The organism is Kordia aestuariivivens, assembly GCF_014397005.1.
GTDB lineage: Bacteria > Bacteroidota > Bacteroidia > Flavobacteriales > Flavobacteriaceae > Kordia > Kordia aestuariivivens.
Map to the genome: position 1 here is coordinate 152446 of NZ_JACGWS010000003.1, position 15048 is coordinate 167493.

At 36.3% G+C, this 15048-nt stretch carries 11 protein-coding genes; 4 read left to right on the forward strand and 7 right to left on the reverse strand.

Annotated elements, in window-relative coordinates; all coding sequences use genetic code 11:
- Positions 1-178: 178 nt before the first annotated feature.
- Genes H2O64_RS06190 through H2O64_RS06200 form a run of 3 tightly spaced genes read left to right on the forward strand, consistent with a single transcriptional unit; the run spans position 179 to position 7327 of the window.
- Entirely contained in the window at positions 179-1522 is a 1344-nt protein-coding gene (locus tag H2O64_RS06190) for a deoxyguanosinetriphosphate triphosphohydrolase (RefSeq protein WP_187561298.1), read from the forward strand.
- Positions 1523-1556: 34 nt separating this feature from the next.
- On the forward strand, positions 1557-4454 hold the full coding sequence (locus H2O64_RS06195; RefSeq protein WP_187561299.1) for a M4 family metallopeptidase: 2898 nt from the start codon (positions 1557-1559) through the stop codon (positions 4452-4454).
- A 59-nt stretch (positions 4455-4513) separates the two neighbouring features.
- On the forward strand, positions 4514-7327 hold the full coding sequence (locus H2O64_RS06200; RefSeq protein ID WP_187561300.1) for a sialidase family protein: 2814 nt from the start codon (positions 4514-4516) through the stop codon (positions 7325-7327).
- Positions 7328-7426: 99 nt separating this feature from the next.
- On the opposite strand, the gene H2O64_RS06205 is transcribed toward H2O64_RS06200, so the two are convergent.
- Positions 7427-9196 (reverse strand): 1-deoxy-D-xylulose-5-phosphate synthase, encoded by a 1770-nt coding sequence (locus H2O64_RS06205; protein WP_187561301.1) that lies wholly within the window; start codon positions 9194-9196, stop codon positions 7427-7429.
- 83 nt (positions 9197-9279) lie between these two features.
- On the opposite strand from H2O64_RS06205, the gene H2O64_RS06210 reads away from it, so the two are divergent.
- The gene (locus tag H2O64_RS06210; RefSeq protein WP_187561302.1) at positions 9280-9735 is read left to right on the forward strand and encodes a nucleoside deaminase; all 456 of its coding nucleotides are present in this window, start codon (positions 9280-9282) and stop codon (positions 9733-9735) included.
- Between the two features lie 87 nt (positions 9736-9822).
- Here the strand turns inward: H2O64_RS06210 and H2O64_RS06215 are convergent, their stop codons facing one another.
- From H2O64_RS06215 to H2O64_RS06240, 6 genes are all read right to left on the reverse strand, one after another.
- The gene (locus H2O64_RS06215; RefSeq protein ID WP_187561303.1) at positions 9823-10482 is read right to left on the reverse strand and encodes a hypothetical protein; all 660 of its coding nucleotides are present in this window, start codon (positions 10480-10482) and stop codon (positions 9823-9825) included.
- A 480-nt stretch (positions 10483-10962) separates the two neighbouring features.
- Complete coding sequence (locus H2O64_RS06220) at positions 10963-11157, reverse strand: cold-shock protein (protein ID WP_187561304.1); 195 nt, start codon at positions 11155-11157, stop codon at positions 10963-10965.
- A gap of 83 nt (positions 11158-11240) precedes the next feature.
- Positions 11241-11480 carry a hypothetical protein gene (locus H2O64_RS06225; protein WP_187561305.1) on the reverse strand — a complete coding sequence of 80 codons (240 nt, stop codon included), beginning with the start codon at positions 11478-11480 and terminating at the stop codon, positions 11241-11243.
- Positions 11481-11514: 34 nt separating this feature from the next.
- Entirely contained in the window at positions 11515-13293 is a 1779-nt protein-coding gene (locus H2O64_RS06230) for a chloride channel protein (protein ID WP_187561306.1), read from the reverse strand.
- Between the two features lie 32 nt (positions 13294-13325).
- Complete coding sequence (locus tag H2O64_RS06235; protein WP_187561307.1) at positions 13326-14234, reverse strand: tetratricopeptide repeat protein; 909 nt, start codon at positions 14232-14234, stop codon at positions 13326-13328.
- The gene (locus H2O64_RS06240; protein WP_187561308.1) at positions 14206-14745 is read right to left on the reverse strand and encodes a hypothetical protein; all 540 of its coding nucleotides are present in this window, start codon (positions 14743-14745) and stop codon (positions 14206-14208) included. Before H2O64_RS06240 ends, H2O64_RS06235 begins: the two co-directional genes overlap by 29 nt.
- Positions 14746-15048 lie beyond the last annotated feature (303 nt).

A 15048-nucleotide genomic window follows, 5' to 3' on the forward strand; every position in this document is an offset into this window, starting at 1 on the left:
AATCTGTGTTGTTTAAAGCGCAAATAAAGATGTTTATGGTTAAGTTAATGTTAATTATGGGTTAAATAATCAACATGCTTTTCCCCTCATAAACAGCAATATAGCGTCAAGTAATGGTCTTCGGTGGGATTTCTATGATTTATGTAGTATATTGCAAAGAAAAAAATGCTATTTACTAATGAATTGGGAACAATTACTCTCTTTAAAACGTTACGGGGACACCCACAAACGACTACGTAAAGAACAAGATGAGACCAGATTGGGCTTTGAAGTAGATTATGATCGGGTAATTTTTTCGTCTGCTTTTCGCAGCTTGCAGGACAAAACACAAGTTGTCCCGTTATCCAAAACAGATTTTGTACACACACGACTAACGCACAGTTTGGAAGTGTCGGTAGTAGGAAGAAGTTTAGGGCGAACAGTTGGAACAAAACTCCTAGAAAAATATCCACATCTCAAAGAAGTTCACGGATTTCAATTCAATGATTTCGGTGCTATTGTTGCTGCGGCAGCATTGGCACACGACATTGGAAATCCGCCATTTGGACACTCAGGAGAAAAAGCTATTGGAGAGTATTTTAAAATTGGAAAAGGAACACAATTTCAATCACAACTAACTCCAAAAGAATATCAAGATTTATGTGATTTTGAAGGAAACGCGAACGGATTTAAAATTTTAACCGAAAACCGTAAAGGTGTTGCTGGAAGTTTACGACTAAGCTATGCTACGTTAGGTGCTTTTATGAAGTATCCGAAACAATCATTGCCAAAAAAACCAACCAGTCACATTGCGGATAAGAAATACGGAATTTTTCAATCTGACAAAGATGCTTTTACAGATGTAGCCAACGAATTAGGCTTGCGAACATACGGTGAAGGCGAAGATATTCGTTATGCGCGACATCCACTCACATTCTTGGTAGAAGCTGCCGATGATATTTGTTACACAATAATTGATTTTGAAGATGGTATCAATCTTGGATTAATTCAAGAAGAATACGCATTGGAATACTTAATCAATTTGGTAAGAGATACCATTCAGACAGAAAAGTATAACTTATTACAACATCGAGAAGATCGTTTAAGTTATCTAAGAGCCTTATCAATTAACACACTTATCAATGATGCTGCGCGAATCTTCTTGGAAAATGAAGAAGCCATTCGTGAAGGAAACTTTTCCGTTGGATTAATGGAAAAAAGTAAATACAAAGCACAAATTGATGATATTATCAAAATCAGTGTTGAGAAGATATACAAAAGTGATGAAGTCATAGAAAAAGAAATTACAGGATATCATGTATTGCAACATTTGCTAGATACATTTATCACTGCCACAAAGAATTACCACAGTGACTCTCTTTCTAACTATGACAAATTAATTTTGAAAGTTTTACCGGAAAATGTAGACTATGCTACTGACCATTTGTATAAAAGGTTGATGAACATTACCAATTTCATATCTAGACTATCAGATAGTCAAGCGGTAATCTTATTTAATAAGCTCACAGCCAAAACATTATAATTTTATTATTTTAGCCACTTAACCCATTACTCATATGTACTCAAATTACATTAAAACAGGATTACTACTTTTTTGTGCAGCATTCGTATTGCAAGTAAGCGCACAAGATGAAGTATCAGTCAACAAAAGAATCAAGTTCACAAAAGAAGTATCTTCTGCAGAAGCAACAACACAATTTTTACAGAAGTTTAACTTAGATGAAAACAACACATTCCAAAGTACAATTGTCAATCAAGACAGAACAGGAATGCAGCATGAAAAAATGCAACAATATTACAACGGAATCAAAGTAGAATTTGGAACGATAATAGTTCACGCTAAAAACAATGCAGTAAAAAGTATCAATGGAGAACTGTATAATGCACTTGGTGTAAATCTTTCACCAACATTATCACCACAAGAAGCCTTTGAAAAAGCAAAAGCGTATGTTGGAGCACAACAATACTTATGGTCAAATCCAGCGGAAGCAGCTGCAATGAACTACTCAAAACCAACAGGCGAATTGGTATTACTTCCAGAAATGAACACGTATTCAGGTTTGTTAAACTTAGCATACAAGTTTGACATATATGCAACACAGCCCGTAAGTAGAGGAGAAGTATATGTTGATGCACAAAACGGACAAATTTTATTCAATAATAAAATAATCAAGCATTACTACAATGAAGGTCGCGAAATGTTAAACGATCCAGCAAACTTAGTTGCTAGAAAAACAACAACTGCGCCTTTTGTTACAGGAACAGCAAACACAAGATATAGCGGATCAAGAAGTATTGAAACGCGTTTAGAAACTAGCGGATTATATACATTAAATGACGACTCAAGAAATGTATTTACAAGAGATGCACAAAATGTTGTTTTTGGTGGAGGTTATGTAAATAACTTCGCAGAATTTACAGATGCTGACAATACTTGGACGCTTCCAGGATTAGACAATGCAGCTTTAGATGCACATTGGGGAGCAATGCAATCGTATGACTTTTGGTTGAACGTGCAAGGTAGAGACGGAATTGATGGAAACGGTTTTCCGATGAGAAGCTACGTACATGTTGCCAATCCACAAGGTGGAGGAAGCTGGCAAAATGCAGCTTGGAACGGAGCAGTGATGTCCTATGGTGATGGAGGTGGAGGAGTTGAACCCTTAACATCTATTGACATTTGTGCACATGAAATTGGACACGGAATAGATCAATTTACAGGTAATTTAGTATATGCTAGAGAATCTGGAGCAATAGATGAAGGTTATGCAGATATTTGGGGAGCAGCTATTGAATTTTATGCAAAAGGAAATGGAGATGACTTGAATCCAAATATTCAAACTTGGCAAATTGGAGAAGAAATTGTACCCAATGGAATTGGAATTCGTAGCATGAGCAATCCGAACTTATTTGGAGATCCTGATAGTTACGAAGGAAACAATTGGAGACCAACATCAACAGCAGGTTGTCCAACACCAAGTAATGCCAATGACCAATGTGGTGTACACAGTAATAGTGGTGTGTTAAACTTTTGGTTTTACTTATTAGTACAAGGTGGAATAGGTTTTAACGATGCATTCGATGCATACAATATCACAGGAATTGGAATGCAAAAAGCACAAGAAATTGCATACTTAGTACAAAGAGACTATTTAACACCAAACAGTACATTTCTAGACACAAGAAACGGAGCTGTAGAAGTAGCGATAAACTTATACGGATCTAACAGTCCTGAAGCAATTGCAACACAAGATGCTTTTCATGGTGTAAATGTTGGAACTGTTTATACTCCGTTGGCAACAGACGCTAGATTGGTTTCAGTTTCAGATTCAGAAATTCACTGTGGATTAAATACATACAGCCCAAGAGTTAGAGTTGAAAACGCAGGTGTTACGACGCCAATTACAAGTGTAGACATTAACTACACAATTGCTGGCGGACCTGTAAATACATTTACGTATACTGGAAACATTCCTGTTGGAGCAATACAAGACATTGATCTTCCTGTAATTACATTAACAAAGGGATTAAAAGTATTTAGTTTTACGATTGTAGTATTTAATGATGGAAACGCAACTAACAATCAAGAAACCTTTAGACTGCGCGTAAATGAAATTGGAGCAGTACAACAAGTATATGATTTTGAAACAACAGATGACGATTTAATCACCTATTCTGAGGGAGCTGGACAATTATGGACTAGAGGAACATACAGCCAAACAGGAAGTGTATTTGAAACAACTACATTAACTGGAGAAGTATATGCAACAAACCTTAGTGGAGACTATGTAGGAAACACAAGAAGTTACCTGCTAACAGACTGTTACGACTTAAATGGAGTGACAAATCCTCAAATTGTGTTTGATATGGCGTATGATATAGAAGAAAACTGGGATTATCTATACGTAGAATATACAACAGATAGTGGGAACACATGGAATACATTAGGAACGGCTGCTGATGCAAACTGGTATAACAGTGACAGAACAGCTGCCTCTTCAGGAAATACAGATTGTTTTGCTTGTATTGGATCGCAATGGACAGGAACAAACACTACAATGCAAGAATATAGTTATAACTTATCTGCATTAAATAATGAATCAAGTGTTATCTTTAGATTTGTATTAGTAACGGATCAAAACGTAAACAATGAAGGAGTAATCATAGATAACTTGGCAATCAATACAAGTCTTAGTGTTGGTGAATTTGATACAATCAATGCATTTTCTGTATATCCAAATCCATCAAATGGAAACTTCAGCATTCAAGCAAATAAAAGCTTAGGTGATGTTTCTGTACATATATTTGACATCAACGGAAGAAATTTATATTCTAAAGATGTTAACTTAACAGGAACAGTTAACTTTGACTTAGATAACTTACGCTCAGGATTATATATTCTAAGAGTAACTGGAGAAGATTTTGTACAATCAACTAAAATTATTATTGAATAATAATAACTTTAGCAACTAACATATAAAATATCCTTCTCTTTGAAAACTTATCTATAACTATGGACAGAAGACAAAAGAAAAGGATATTTTATTTACTACTATTTCTAGCGATCATTGGCTATTATATAAGTAGTAATCGCAAAAAGGTATGTAAAGTAATAGATTCTCAAGAAACACTCAAGAAAGAACACGCGTACCATTTAGAAAATAGTCCGTTCAAAAATTCAAAAACCATATCACGATCAGAACGAAAACAACAAGGATTGCCACCAAACGCATACTTTGAACAGCAATGGGAATTGACGATAAATCCTAGATTGGGACGACCAACTCCTGAAACACTATTCACACTACAACAAGAACTTTCACAAAACATACAAAAACGTGCTCCTGGTGATGCGAATGACAATCTATGGGAGGAAAGAGGTCCAAACAATGTGGGTGGACGCACGCGCGCAATACTATTCGATCCAAATGACATCAACAATGCAAATCCAGCAGACGATTACACACGTGTCTTTGCAGGAAGTGTTTCTGGCGGATTATGGGTAAATGATAACATCACAGACGCAAACTCTTCTTGGCAATTAGTTACAGGATTGCCCGATAACATTTCGGTAACGGTTTTAATTGCAGACCCAAATGCAGCAAACATTCTCTACTTAGGTTCGGGCGAATCGTACTCAAGTGGTGATGGTGTTGGAAACGGAATCTACAAATCTACCGACGGCGGAACAACTTGGCAGCAAGTCTATGGCGGAAACTTTGGAACATCATCTGTTGATGGTGCTTCATACTATGTTGATGGTGTATTCTACATCAATGATTTAGTTGCCAGAAACAACAATGGAACAACGGAACTATACGCTTCCATAGCAAGTGCTTCTTACCGAGATGCACAAGCACCATTCAATCTCTTAGGATTCCATCAACGTGGATTATACAAATCTACCAATGGCGGAACCAATTGGTCACGATTTCCACTTCAATATCCTAGCAGCGTACTCTATCAAAATCCAAACGACATCGAACTCGATAGCAACAACAATATATGGTTGGCAACCACAGGCGATTTCTTCAACAATTCTGGCGGATATATCTATTCATCTTCCGATGGAATTACCTTTAATTTAGAATACACATTCGCAAACACAAAACGTACCGAAATAGAACCTTCGTCCACAACGCCAGGCACTTTTTGGATTCTTACAGAAACGAACAGACAAGCAGATGTGTACGTTACAGATGACAACTTTGCAACCGTAAATGCGCTACAAGAACCAAATGATGCCGATACAGGAATCTCCGCAACCGATTTCACCCGAAGTCAAGCATTTTACGACTTAGTCATTGAAGCTGACGCGAATGATAACTTGTATGTTGGTGGAATTGATTGGTTCAAATACAATACGACAAACTCCAATTGGGATCAAATCTCTAAGTGGAAAAATGATAGTGGTTTGCAGAATATCACGGCTTCGTTGGTGCATCCAGATCAACATGCAATTGTTTTTCGACCAAACAACAACAATCATGCAATCATTGGAAATGATGGAGGTATATATTTCAGTGACAATATTTCCACTTCCGTGAATGATGCCGCTGCGATTCAAGCTCGGAACAAAGACTACAACGTTACGCAATTCTATTCGGGTGCAATTGCCCAAAACGATATCCTAGATGGTGACGATATTGCTGGCGGAACGCAAGATAATGGAAGTCTCTCTGCGATTGATGCAACAGTTGGAATCAACAATTTTTCAACCATCATTGGAGGCGATGGCGCGTATACAGAAATTAACGCAGCTGAAGGATATGCAATCATTTCTTTTCCGTTTCTAAACCATGCGTATGTTCCGTATCCTTCTTTTGACATCAATCAAGGATATTTCATTGCTTTTGAAACCAATCCGTTTAGCTTTCGCGAAGGCGAATTTGTCAACACAGCCGAATTAGACAAAACAAACAATGTCTTATACACAAATGCATCAACCTCTTTAGGCGTTTTTCAAATAGGGAAACATTCCAATGTCAATGGCGGAAACGGAAACGTAACCACCTTTGAAATGACGGATCCATTACTAAACAATGGGCCAACCGCATTAAAAATCTCGGCGGATGGACAAACATTATACGCAGGATTAAAAAACGGGAAACTGCTCAAAATTGAAAATGCACACACGGAAACACCAATCTTTACAGACATAAGCGATGTAAATTTTGTGGGAAGTATTTCAGATATTGAATTTGGAATGAACGAAAACGAACTCTTAGTGACGTTTCATAACTATGGCGTGAGCAATGTTTGGCGTTCACCAGATCAAGGAACATCTTGGAGTGACAAAGAAGGAGACTTACCCGATTTACCTGTAAAATGCATTTTGATGAATCCGTTACTAGCTGGCGGATCAGAAGTCATTCTTGGAACCGAATTAGGTGTTTGGCGATCGCAAAACTTTGATGCAATGGCGCCAACTTGGACACGATCCGACAATGGAATGCGCGAAGTAACTGTAGTCGATTTAGACTTACGCACTTCCGATAATACGGTTTTAGCAACCACACACGGACGTGGATTCTTTACTGGAACTTTCTTATCAGGAACGCTCAGTACTGCGGAAACTAACGCAGAAAAGCAATTCAAAATTTATCCAACAATTTCTGATGGAAATATGTCGCTTAGCGCGAATGAAAACGGTGTAGCAACAATTACAACCTATACATTAGCTGGACAACAAGTGAACCTTCAAGCCATCAATCTAACAAAAAATACAACGACTAATTTCAATCTTTCCAATATCGCTTCTGGTGTATACATTCTAAAAATTCAACAAAACAATACCATTCAAACGCAGAAAATAATTATCAACTAATGTGACAATGTGTTAATTTGAAGATGTATGAATTTGATGATGAGTTACTTTTACATTGAACATGTCACATCGAGCGCAGTCGAGATGCATATGAAGTAATTAAGCTAACAACGAAATCAAAAACGCTTTCATAGCATTTTCAGAAATTCCACATTCCTCATGCAACTCTTCTACAGTTCCGTGCTCAATAAAACGATCGGGAATTCCTTTAATATGTAGTCTATTTGTATAGGTATATTGTGAAGCAAACTCCGCAATGGCGCTTCCAAAACCACCAGTAATTACACCATCTTCAACAGTAACAATTGTTTCAAACTTTTCAAATATTTGATGCAACAAAGTTTCGTCCAATGGTTTTACAAACTGCATATCGTATTGTGCCACTTTGGTGGAAAATGAATTTTCTTGTAGTATATTAATAATTGTATTTCCAATAGCTCCAATAGTAAGTACCGCAATTTCAGTTCCTTCTTGAATACAAATTCCTTTTCCAATTTGGATGTGTTCAAAAGGTTGTTTCCAATCGAGCAACACGCCGCGACCTCTTGGATAACGAATTGCAATTGGATGTTTCAATCCAAGTTGTGCAGTGTACATGATATTTCGCAAAGCAACTTCATGCAAAGGCGCAAAAATGATAAGGTTTGGAACGCAACGTAAATACGCCAAGTCAAACACACCGTGATGTGTCGCACCATCTTGCCCGACCAATCCAGCTCTGTCCAAACAGAAAATTACGGGTAAATTCTGCAAAGCCACATCATGTATAACCTGATCGTATGCGCGTTGTAAAAACGTAGAATACACATTGCAAAACGGAATCAAACCTTGTGTAGCCATTCCAGCAGCCAATGTAACGGCGTGTTGTTCCGCAATTCCGACATCAAAAGCACGTTCAGGAATTTCATCCATCATAAACTTTAACGAACTTCCAGTTGGCATGGCGGGCGTAATTCCGACAATCTTTTCGTTCTCTTTAGCGAGTTCTACAATCGTATGTCCAAAAACATCTTGAAACTTTGGTGGTAAATGTGAGGTGTTTTTCGGCGTTAATTCGCCCGTAACTTTATCAAATTTTCCAGGCGCATGATACGTTACCTGATTATCTTCAGCTTGCTGTAAGCCTTTTCCTTTCGTCGTAATAACATGCAAAAACTTTGGACCTTTTACCGTTTTCAAACGCTCCAATTCGGCAACAACGGCAAAAATATCGTGTCCGTCAATCGGTCCAGAATACTCAAAATTTAAAGCTTCAAAAATATTGTCTTGCTTTTGCGTTCCTTTCTTAACATTTGTTAAATATAGTTTCAACGCACCCACACTTGGATCAATTCCGATAGCGTTATCATTCAGAATAATCAAAATATTCGTGTCCGTAACACCCGCGTGATTCATGGCTTCAAACGCCATTCCGCTTGCAATAGAAGCATCGCCAACGACTGCAATATGTTGTTTTGTGAAATCTTGTTGAAGTTTAGATGCAATTGCCATTCCTAACGCTGCAGAAATCGCCGTAGACGAATGCCCAACGCCAAAGGTGTCATATTCACTTTCGTCACGTTTTGGGAAGCCAGAAATGCCGTTACGTCGTCTATTTGTATGAAAAACATCCTTACGTTCCGTTAAAATCTTATGCCCGTATGCTTGATGTCCAACGTCCCAAACGAGCAAATCATTTGGCGTGTCAAACACATAATGCAATGCAATCGTTAATTCTACCACGCCTAAACTCGCGCCTAAATGTCCTTCTTTCGTAGCTACAATATCAATAATAAACGCGCGCAATTCTTGTGCAACCTTCGGCAAATCTTCTTTAGAAAGTTTCCGTAAATCTTTGGGTGAATTGATATGTGAAAGTAGTGTTGTCATTTGCGAATGCGTAATTACAAAACTACGATTTTTGCAATTGGTTAACTAAAATCTTAGTAGTTTTACAAGATAATAACACGACAATGAAACTCGAAGATATCTACGACGACACCTATTTCATGAAAAAAGCGCTTCAGGAAGCGGAAATGGCGCTTGAAAAAGGCGAAGTTCCTGTAGGTGCTGTTATTGTAATTGATAATAGAGTTATTGCACGCGGACATAATCTTACGGAAACGCTTACGGACGTAACAGCGCACGCCGAAATGCAAGCCATTACAGCTGCCGCGAATTTTTTAGGCGGAAAATATCTCAAAAGATGTACGCTATACGTAACGTTGGAACCTTGCCAAATGTGTGCAGGCGCGTTGTATTGGAGTCAAATATCAAACATTGTATATGGCGCTCGTGATGAAGATCGCGGATGTATTCATCTAAATACAAAATTACATCCAAAAACAGTTATGAAGGGCGGTGTGATGGCAGAAGAAGCTTCTAGTTTGTTAAAACAATTCTTTATTCAAAAACGAAACTTGAATTAATTAAAAATATTGAGTGCATAAGTAATCCCAGCAGAGACTTCTCTACTGGGATTAATTTTTTATCCTTCTAAAGTATTTTAGTATTTATTAAGGAAATAATCTTAAAAAGATTGCAGGTTTGCCTGCCGAAATTGTCGTTAATCCGATTTGTGAAAAGGGCTTTCCATCCTTAGTTTTTGCGGTTATGATGATATTTTTCATTCCTCCAACTAGTCTTCCTACTCTATCACCGCTGTCTACTTGAACGCCCATTAAATGTGGAGTTCCAATTCGTGTTCCAATGATATTTCCTTTTCCATTTTCGATTAATAATAATTGTCCAATTTCTGGAGCTGGAAAAAGTTGACTTACCGTGATATCAGTTAGTGGACCAAGCGTGATATAATCTGACGGATCTGCTTCAGCACTATTAATAGTCGCATTTTGTATATCATGTTTTGAATGTAACATCGATACTGTTCTACCAAACGTAGGTGTAGCGTCATTTTCAAGACAATACATCCAAGGTGTCGTAAACTTAGTTCCGTCACTCGTCTCGCCTGTAGCATAATATTTACCATGTACATTTAATGGATTATGACGTTTTCCATCTGCATTAAGGTCTAAGTTATAAAATATATTGGTCATTAATGTACCTACGCTGTAGGTTCCTGTAGCACCTGTGATGATCACTTCTTCCAATGGTTCAATAGGGTTGAAGTAGGCATAAACGGTTACATTTTTAACTTTTACTGGAATTGCTTGCATGTTTTCTAAAATTTAAGTGAATAATTCTGGTTAAAATTCTTTTAAGATTTTCGGTATCCGATTTCATAATCAAAATTGATAGTAGCTACTCAATTATTTTTTTTGATTACATCTTAAATGCCTATTGATACTTAATTTTAGGTATAAACTACTTCGTATTCAATATCGTTAGACAGTTCAAAATTGGAGAATAAAAGATCTCAATTCTAAAAAGATGCTTTAAGACTTAAATATTTTGGAATAAGAGCAGGAAATCTTGGAACGAAGCAAAAAAGCGAACTATAAGAGCTGTTTTGTATGTTCGTTTTTTACAGTCTTTTGTTGAAATGGAAATGATTACTACAATCGAAGAACTTGAGTGCTGAAAAATTAGAAGTTATTTCTAGTACTGATTATGGTTGCAAAACTTAGATTTTAATCCATAAAAAACGCGCAATGTTGATTGCGCGTGAAATTGTAAAGTTGGTTTGTAAAAAAGTACTACTCAATAATTTGTACTTGTGCGGCAACCATTCCTTTTCGCCCTTCTTCTTCTTCGTAAGAAACTCGGTCTCCTTCGTTTAAAACTAAGCCGTTCAAGTTAGAAATATGGACAAAAATGTCACTTCCTGTGTCTTCGTTGGTAATGAACCCAAAACCTTTAGATTCATTAAAAAATTTAACTGTACCAGTCATTTGTGATAAAAAATAAAAATTAATAGATACCTAAGTTAGCATTTTTATGGCATATCCTAAACAAATATCTTGAGTTTTTTATGTTATTCTTTTCGAGCGAAGTCGTTCATTTCCTTCAACTTATCGTTTGAAAGTATAAAATCTTCCTTTTTTTTATCCTTATATCGATAGTAAATAAATAGTGGCATCCAAATAAATGAAAACGTCAAAATACACAGTCCAATTACTTTTTGATCGAAGTTTTCTTCTTGAAATTCGTAGTAATGTGCAAAAATTCCAACGCCGATTAAGGCGATAAGTAATATGATGAGAATGTATTTCATGAGTTATTATTTTTAAAAATAAAATAGCTTAAAACTACCGCGTAAAATTAATCAACTTTCGTCTATATGCCGTTAATAATTTCGATTTTGAGACGAATCCGTAATATTTTTCATCTTTCAGCACAGGCAAATTCCAGGCGCTGCTATCTTGAAATTTTTTCATTACAGATTTCATATTGTCTTTTTCATAAATGATATAATCGGGCGCATTGTGCATAATATCGTCAACATATAATGAATCATACAAAGAAGTATCAAACATAAATTCGCGAATATCATCCAACACAATAATACCTACTAAATTTTCTTCTTCATCCACTACAGGAAATAAATTTCGACTCGATTTTGCAACCGCTTCATGCAACATTGTTCCAAGTGTCATTTCGGGTTGAATTTTAGTAAAATTTTGCTCAATTACACTGTCTAAAGCCATCAAAGTTAATACAGTTTCATCTTTATTATGCGTGAGTAATTCGCCAGTTTCCGACAATTCACGTGTGTAAATGGTATAATTCAATACATTTTTCGTGATTAAAAACGAAATTGCACACGTCAACATCAACGGAATAAACAAATCGTAGCCGCCAGTAATTTCAGCAATTAAGAAAATTGCCGTTAACGGCGCATGAATAACGCCAGCAATTAATCCTGCCATGCCAACCAATGTAAAATTTGCTTCCGAAACATTAAACCCAAATTGATTGATAACTTTTGCCACAACATTTCCCAATGCACTTCCCATCACCATTGTCGGAATGAAAATTCCACCAGAACCGCCAGCCGCAAAAGTTGTGGTCATGGCAATAGCTTTAAAAATGGTAATTCCGATCAATAATATAATGACCACCCAAATGTTTTCTGTGTAATTGTCTACGGGTGTTTTTCCGAGTGCTTCAATATGATTTCCATCGAGTAGACTCGTAACGAATCCTAAGCCTTCTCCGTATAACGGTGGAATAAAATACAACATCACACCAATTGCCAATCCGCCAAAGATGAGCTTGTGTAGTTTCCGTTTAAACCGTTCAAAAACTTTTGTAATGGCAAAGTGCATTTTTGTAAAATAAATAGATGCAAACGCTGTTCCAATGCCTAGTGCTATGTAGAAAGGAATGTCACTCAGTTGAAATTGTTCTATGAGTTTAAAATTGAACAAGTTTTCATTTCCCAAGAAAAAATAAGAAGTCACAACTGCCGAAACCGAAGCTAATAATAACGGAATTAACGATGTTAATGTTAAATCGAGACTAAAGACTTCAATCGCAAAAATAATTGCCGCGATCGGTGATTTAAAGATGGACGAAATGGCGCCAGCTGCAGCACAACCAATTAAGAGCATTCGTGTTTTACTATTGATGTGAAATAACTTGCTAATATTTGCGCTTATCGCTGAACCCGAAGCGACTGCTGGACCTAATAATCCTACCGAACCACCAAAACCAACCGTTAACGGCGCAGTAATTAATGGTAAATACATTTTGTGATTTGCAATAATACCTGTGCGTTTTGATAACGCGTACAGAATAGAAGAAATAGCGTGTTCTGGTTGTTTTTTAAAAACAAATTTCACCAATAAATACACCAAAAGCAATCCTACAACGGGTAATATAAAGTAGAGTTGATTTTTAGAAAAAATAATAACATTTTCCAACAAAGCTTGAATGTAAAACGTGATATTTTTTATGGTAACCGCAACCAAGCCAGAACTTAATCCGACGAGAATGCTCAATATAAAAATGAAGTTCTTGTTGGAAATATGTTTATATCTCCAAATTAAGAAACGTGTAAAGCGCGATTTTTTCTGCGTTGGCATGTTCGATGGTTAGTACCTTTAAAAGTACAAATCTAATTCATCGATTCCAATTTAGCTTTCAGGATTTGATAATCTTCAAAATATAATTGACGAATGGTCTCAACATACGGACGTTGATCGGAATATCCATTGTTGAAATTTTCAATTGCTTCTTCAATGATTTTTATAGTTTCTTCTTTTTTCTTGCCAAGCTTTCGTTTTAATTCATTTGCATGAATTGTGGAGCTACGCAACATTGCGTCAAAATAAATTTTTTGATGTAATTTTTCACATGCGATTGTTAAGATAAGCGCTTTATAATATTTCGCATCCGCAAAATCAGAGTTGTATTTTAGCAATGTATTGATGCTTTCTAGTGCTTTTTCAAGATTTCCAGCTTCATAATGTGCAATTCCACGATATAAAAACGCTTCATGTTCTACCCAATCTTCACCACTTTCGTCAATTTCTTTTTGAATGTGTTTGTCAAAATAGGCAATACAATTTTTATAATCTTTCAAGCCTAAATAGGCAATTCCACGCCAATAATCTACGCTATGACCTTGTGGCGCATCTGTAAAATTAGGCGTAAGTGTATCAGTTGCATCAAAATCGGCAATGGCACTTTTATAATCGCGATAAAACCATAAATAGTTGTAACCTCTGTAACCTTGCCAGGCAATCGGATCGAATTCTACAGCTTTGTCTATATATTTTTTCCACAAACTTGGCATTCCGCGTTTCAGAAAAGGAATCGAAAGTTCGCGCCACGATTCTGCATGCGTAGGATCATATTCTACGGCTTTTGCAAATGCGTTAATGCTTTCTTGTGTTCCTTGATAGTTTGACATTCCGTACTGAAAACATGCCATAGATTGCTCTTTTGGGTTTGAATTGTCTTCGCAAGAACACACCAAAATTAGCAAACATATACTAAGGAAGAATTTCTGTGATGTTTCCATTTTCTATTCGATAAGAGATATACATATAAGAATCGCGATCTAAGTCATGTACAAAGTTCGGATTCCATTTTTTTAATTGAGTTGTCAACGCAAACAATTGATCTTTTAGGTCTTTTGTGAATGTTTTCGGTGCTAAATTCAGATCGTTTTCATGAACCACATAACATCCAGCTTCGCCTTTGCAATTGATGATAAAGCGAATGTTTAAGTATCCAGAATCGGTGTAATTTTTGTTTTTATAATTTGATAAGATAAAGTTTCGCAATCCGTTTTTACCTTTGCTATAGGTTGCCCGCTCCGGATTATAATATTGAAGGATATAGTTTTCGTCACAGATTTCAAAACCTTCACATAATAGCGCATTTGCAGGATCAATATAATGTGCATCTGTTGTAAAAGCGTTTTTGGTTGGGATAAAATTTTCTTCTTTTGGTTGCTTTGCGCAAGATGCGACGCAGAGTGCTAAAATGATCGCACTATAAAAGAGAAACTTGGCGTTGGTTGTTTGCATCCTGTAAAATTAGCGAAAAAAATCTTCAAATAACTTTATGAATTGTAATCAACCATTTTCTTGGTATGAACTTCTTGAGTATTTGTATCAACGGTAGAAAATACAAGTTAAAAACATTCAAATATATAATTTGCTTTTACGTATAAAATTGCTTTAATAAAAAACCATTTGTTACTCATTTTCAGTAACTTAAATCATCTAATATACGGAAGAAGACAACTTTTTGAACTCAATTATTAGGTATCTTGTTTTTGGATTTAATCTAAAAAAGCATGCTTAGAAATCCAAAAATCATCAGTAATT

Excerpts from the sequence above, each read along its gene's own strand:
- H2O64_RS06215 (WP_187561303.1), bottom strand. The coding sequence starts at position 10,482 with ATGCAAGCAATTCCAGTAAAAGTTAAAAATGTAACCGTTTATGCCTAC.
- H2O64_RS06195 (WP_187561299.1), top strand. The coding sequence starts at position 1,557 with ATGTACTCAAATTACATTAAAACAGGATTACTACTTTTTTGTGCAGCA.
- H2O64_RS06230 (WP_187561306.1), bottom strand. The coding sequence starts at position 13,293 with ATGCCAACGCAGAAAAAATCGCGCTTTACACGTTTCTTAATTTGGAGA.
- H2O64_RS06240 (WP_187561308.1), bottom strand. The coding sequence starts at position 14,745 with ATGCAAACAACCAACGCCAAGTTTCTCTTTTATAGTGCGATCATTTTA.
- H2O64_RS06225 (WP_187561305.1), bottom strand. The coding sequence starts at position 11,480 with ATGAAATACATTCTCATCATATTACTTATCGCCTTAATCGGCGTTGGA.
- H2O64_RS06200 (WP_187561300.1), top strand. The coding sequence starts at position 4,514 with ATGGACAGAAGACAAAAGAAAAGGATATTTTATTTACTACTATTTCTA.
- H2O64_RS06235 (WP_187561307.1), bottom strand. The coding sequence starts at position 14,234 with ATGGAAACATCACAGAAATTCTTCCTTAGTATATGTTTGCTAATTTTG.
- H2O64_RS06210 (WP_187561302.1), top strand. The coding sequence starts at position 9,280 with ATGAAACTCGAAGATATCTACGACGACACCTATTTCATGAAAAAAGCG.
- H2O64_RS06220 (WP_187561304.1), bottom strand. The coding sequence starts at position 11,157 with ATGACTGGTACAGTTAAATTTTTTAATGAATCTAAAGGTTTTGGGTTC.
- H2O64_RS06205 (WP_187561301.1), bottom strand. The coding sequence starts at position 9,196 with ATGACAACACTACTTTCACATATCAATTCACCCAAAGATTTACGGAAA.
- H2O64_RS06190 (WP_187561298.1), top strand. The coding sequence starts at position 179 with ATGAATTGGGAACAATTACTCTCTTTAAAACGTTACGGGGACACCCAC.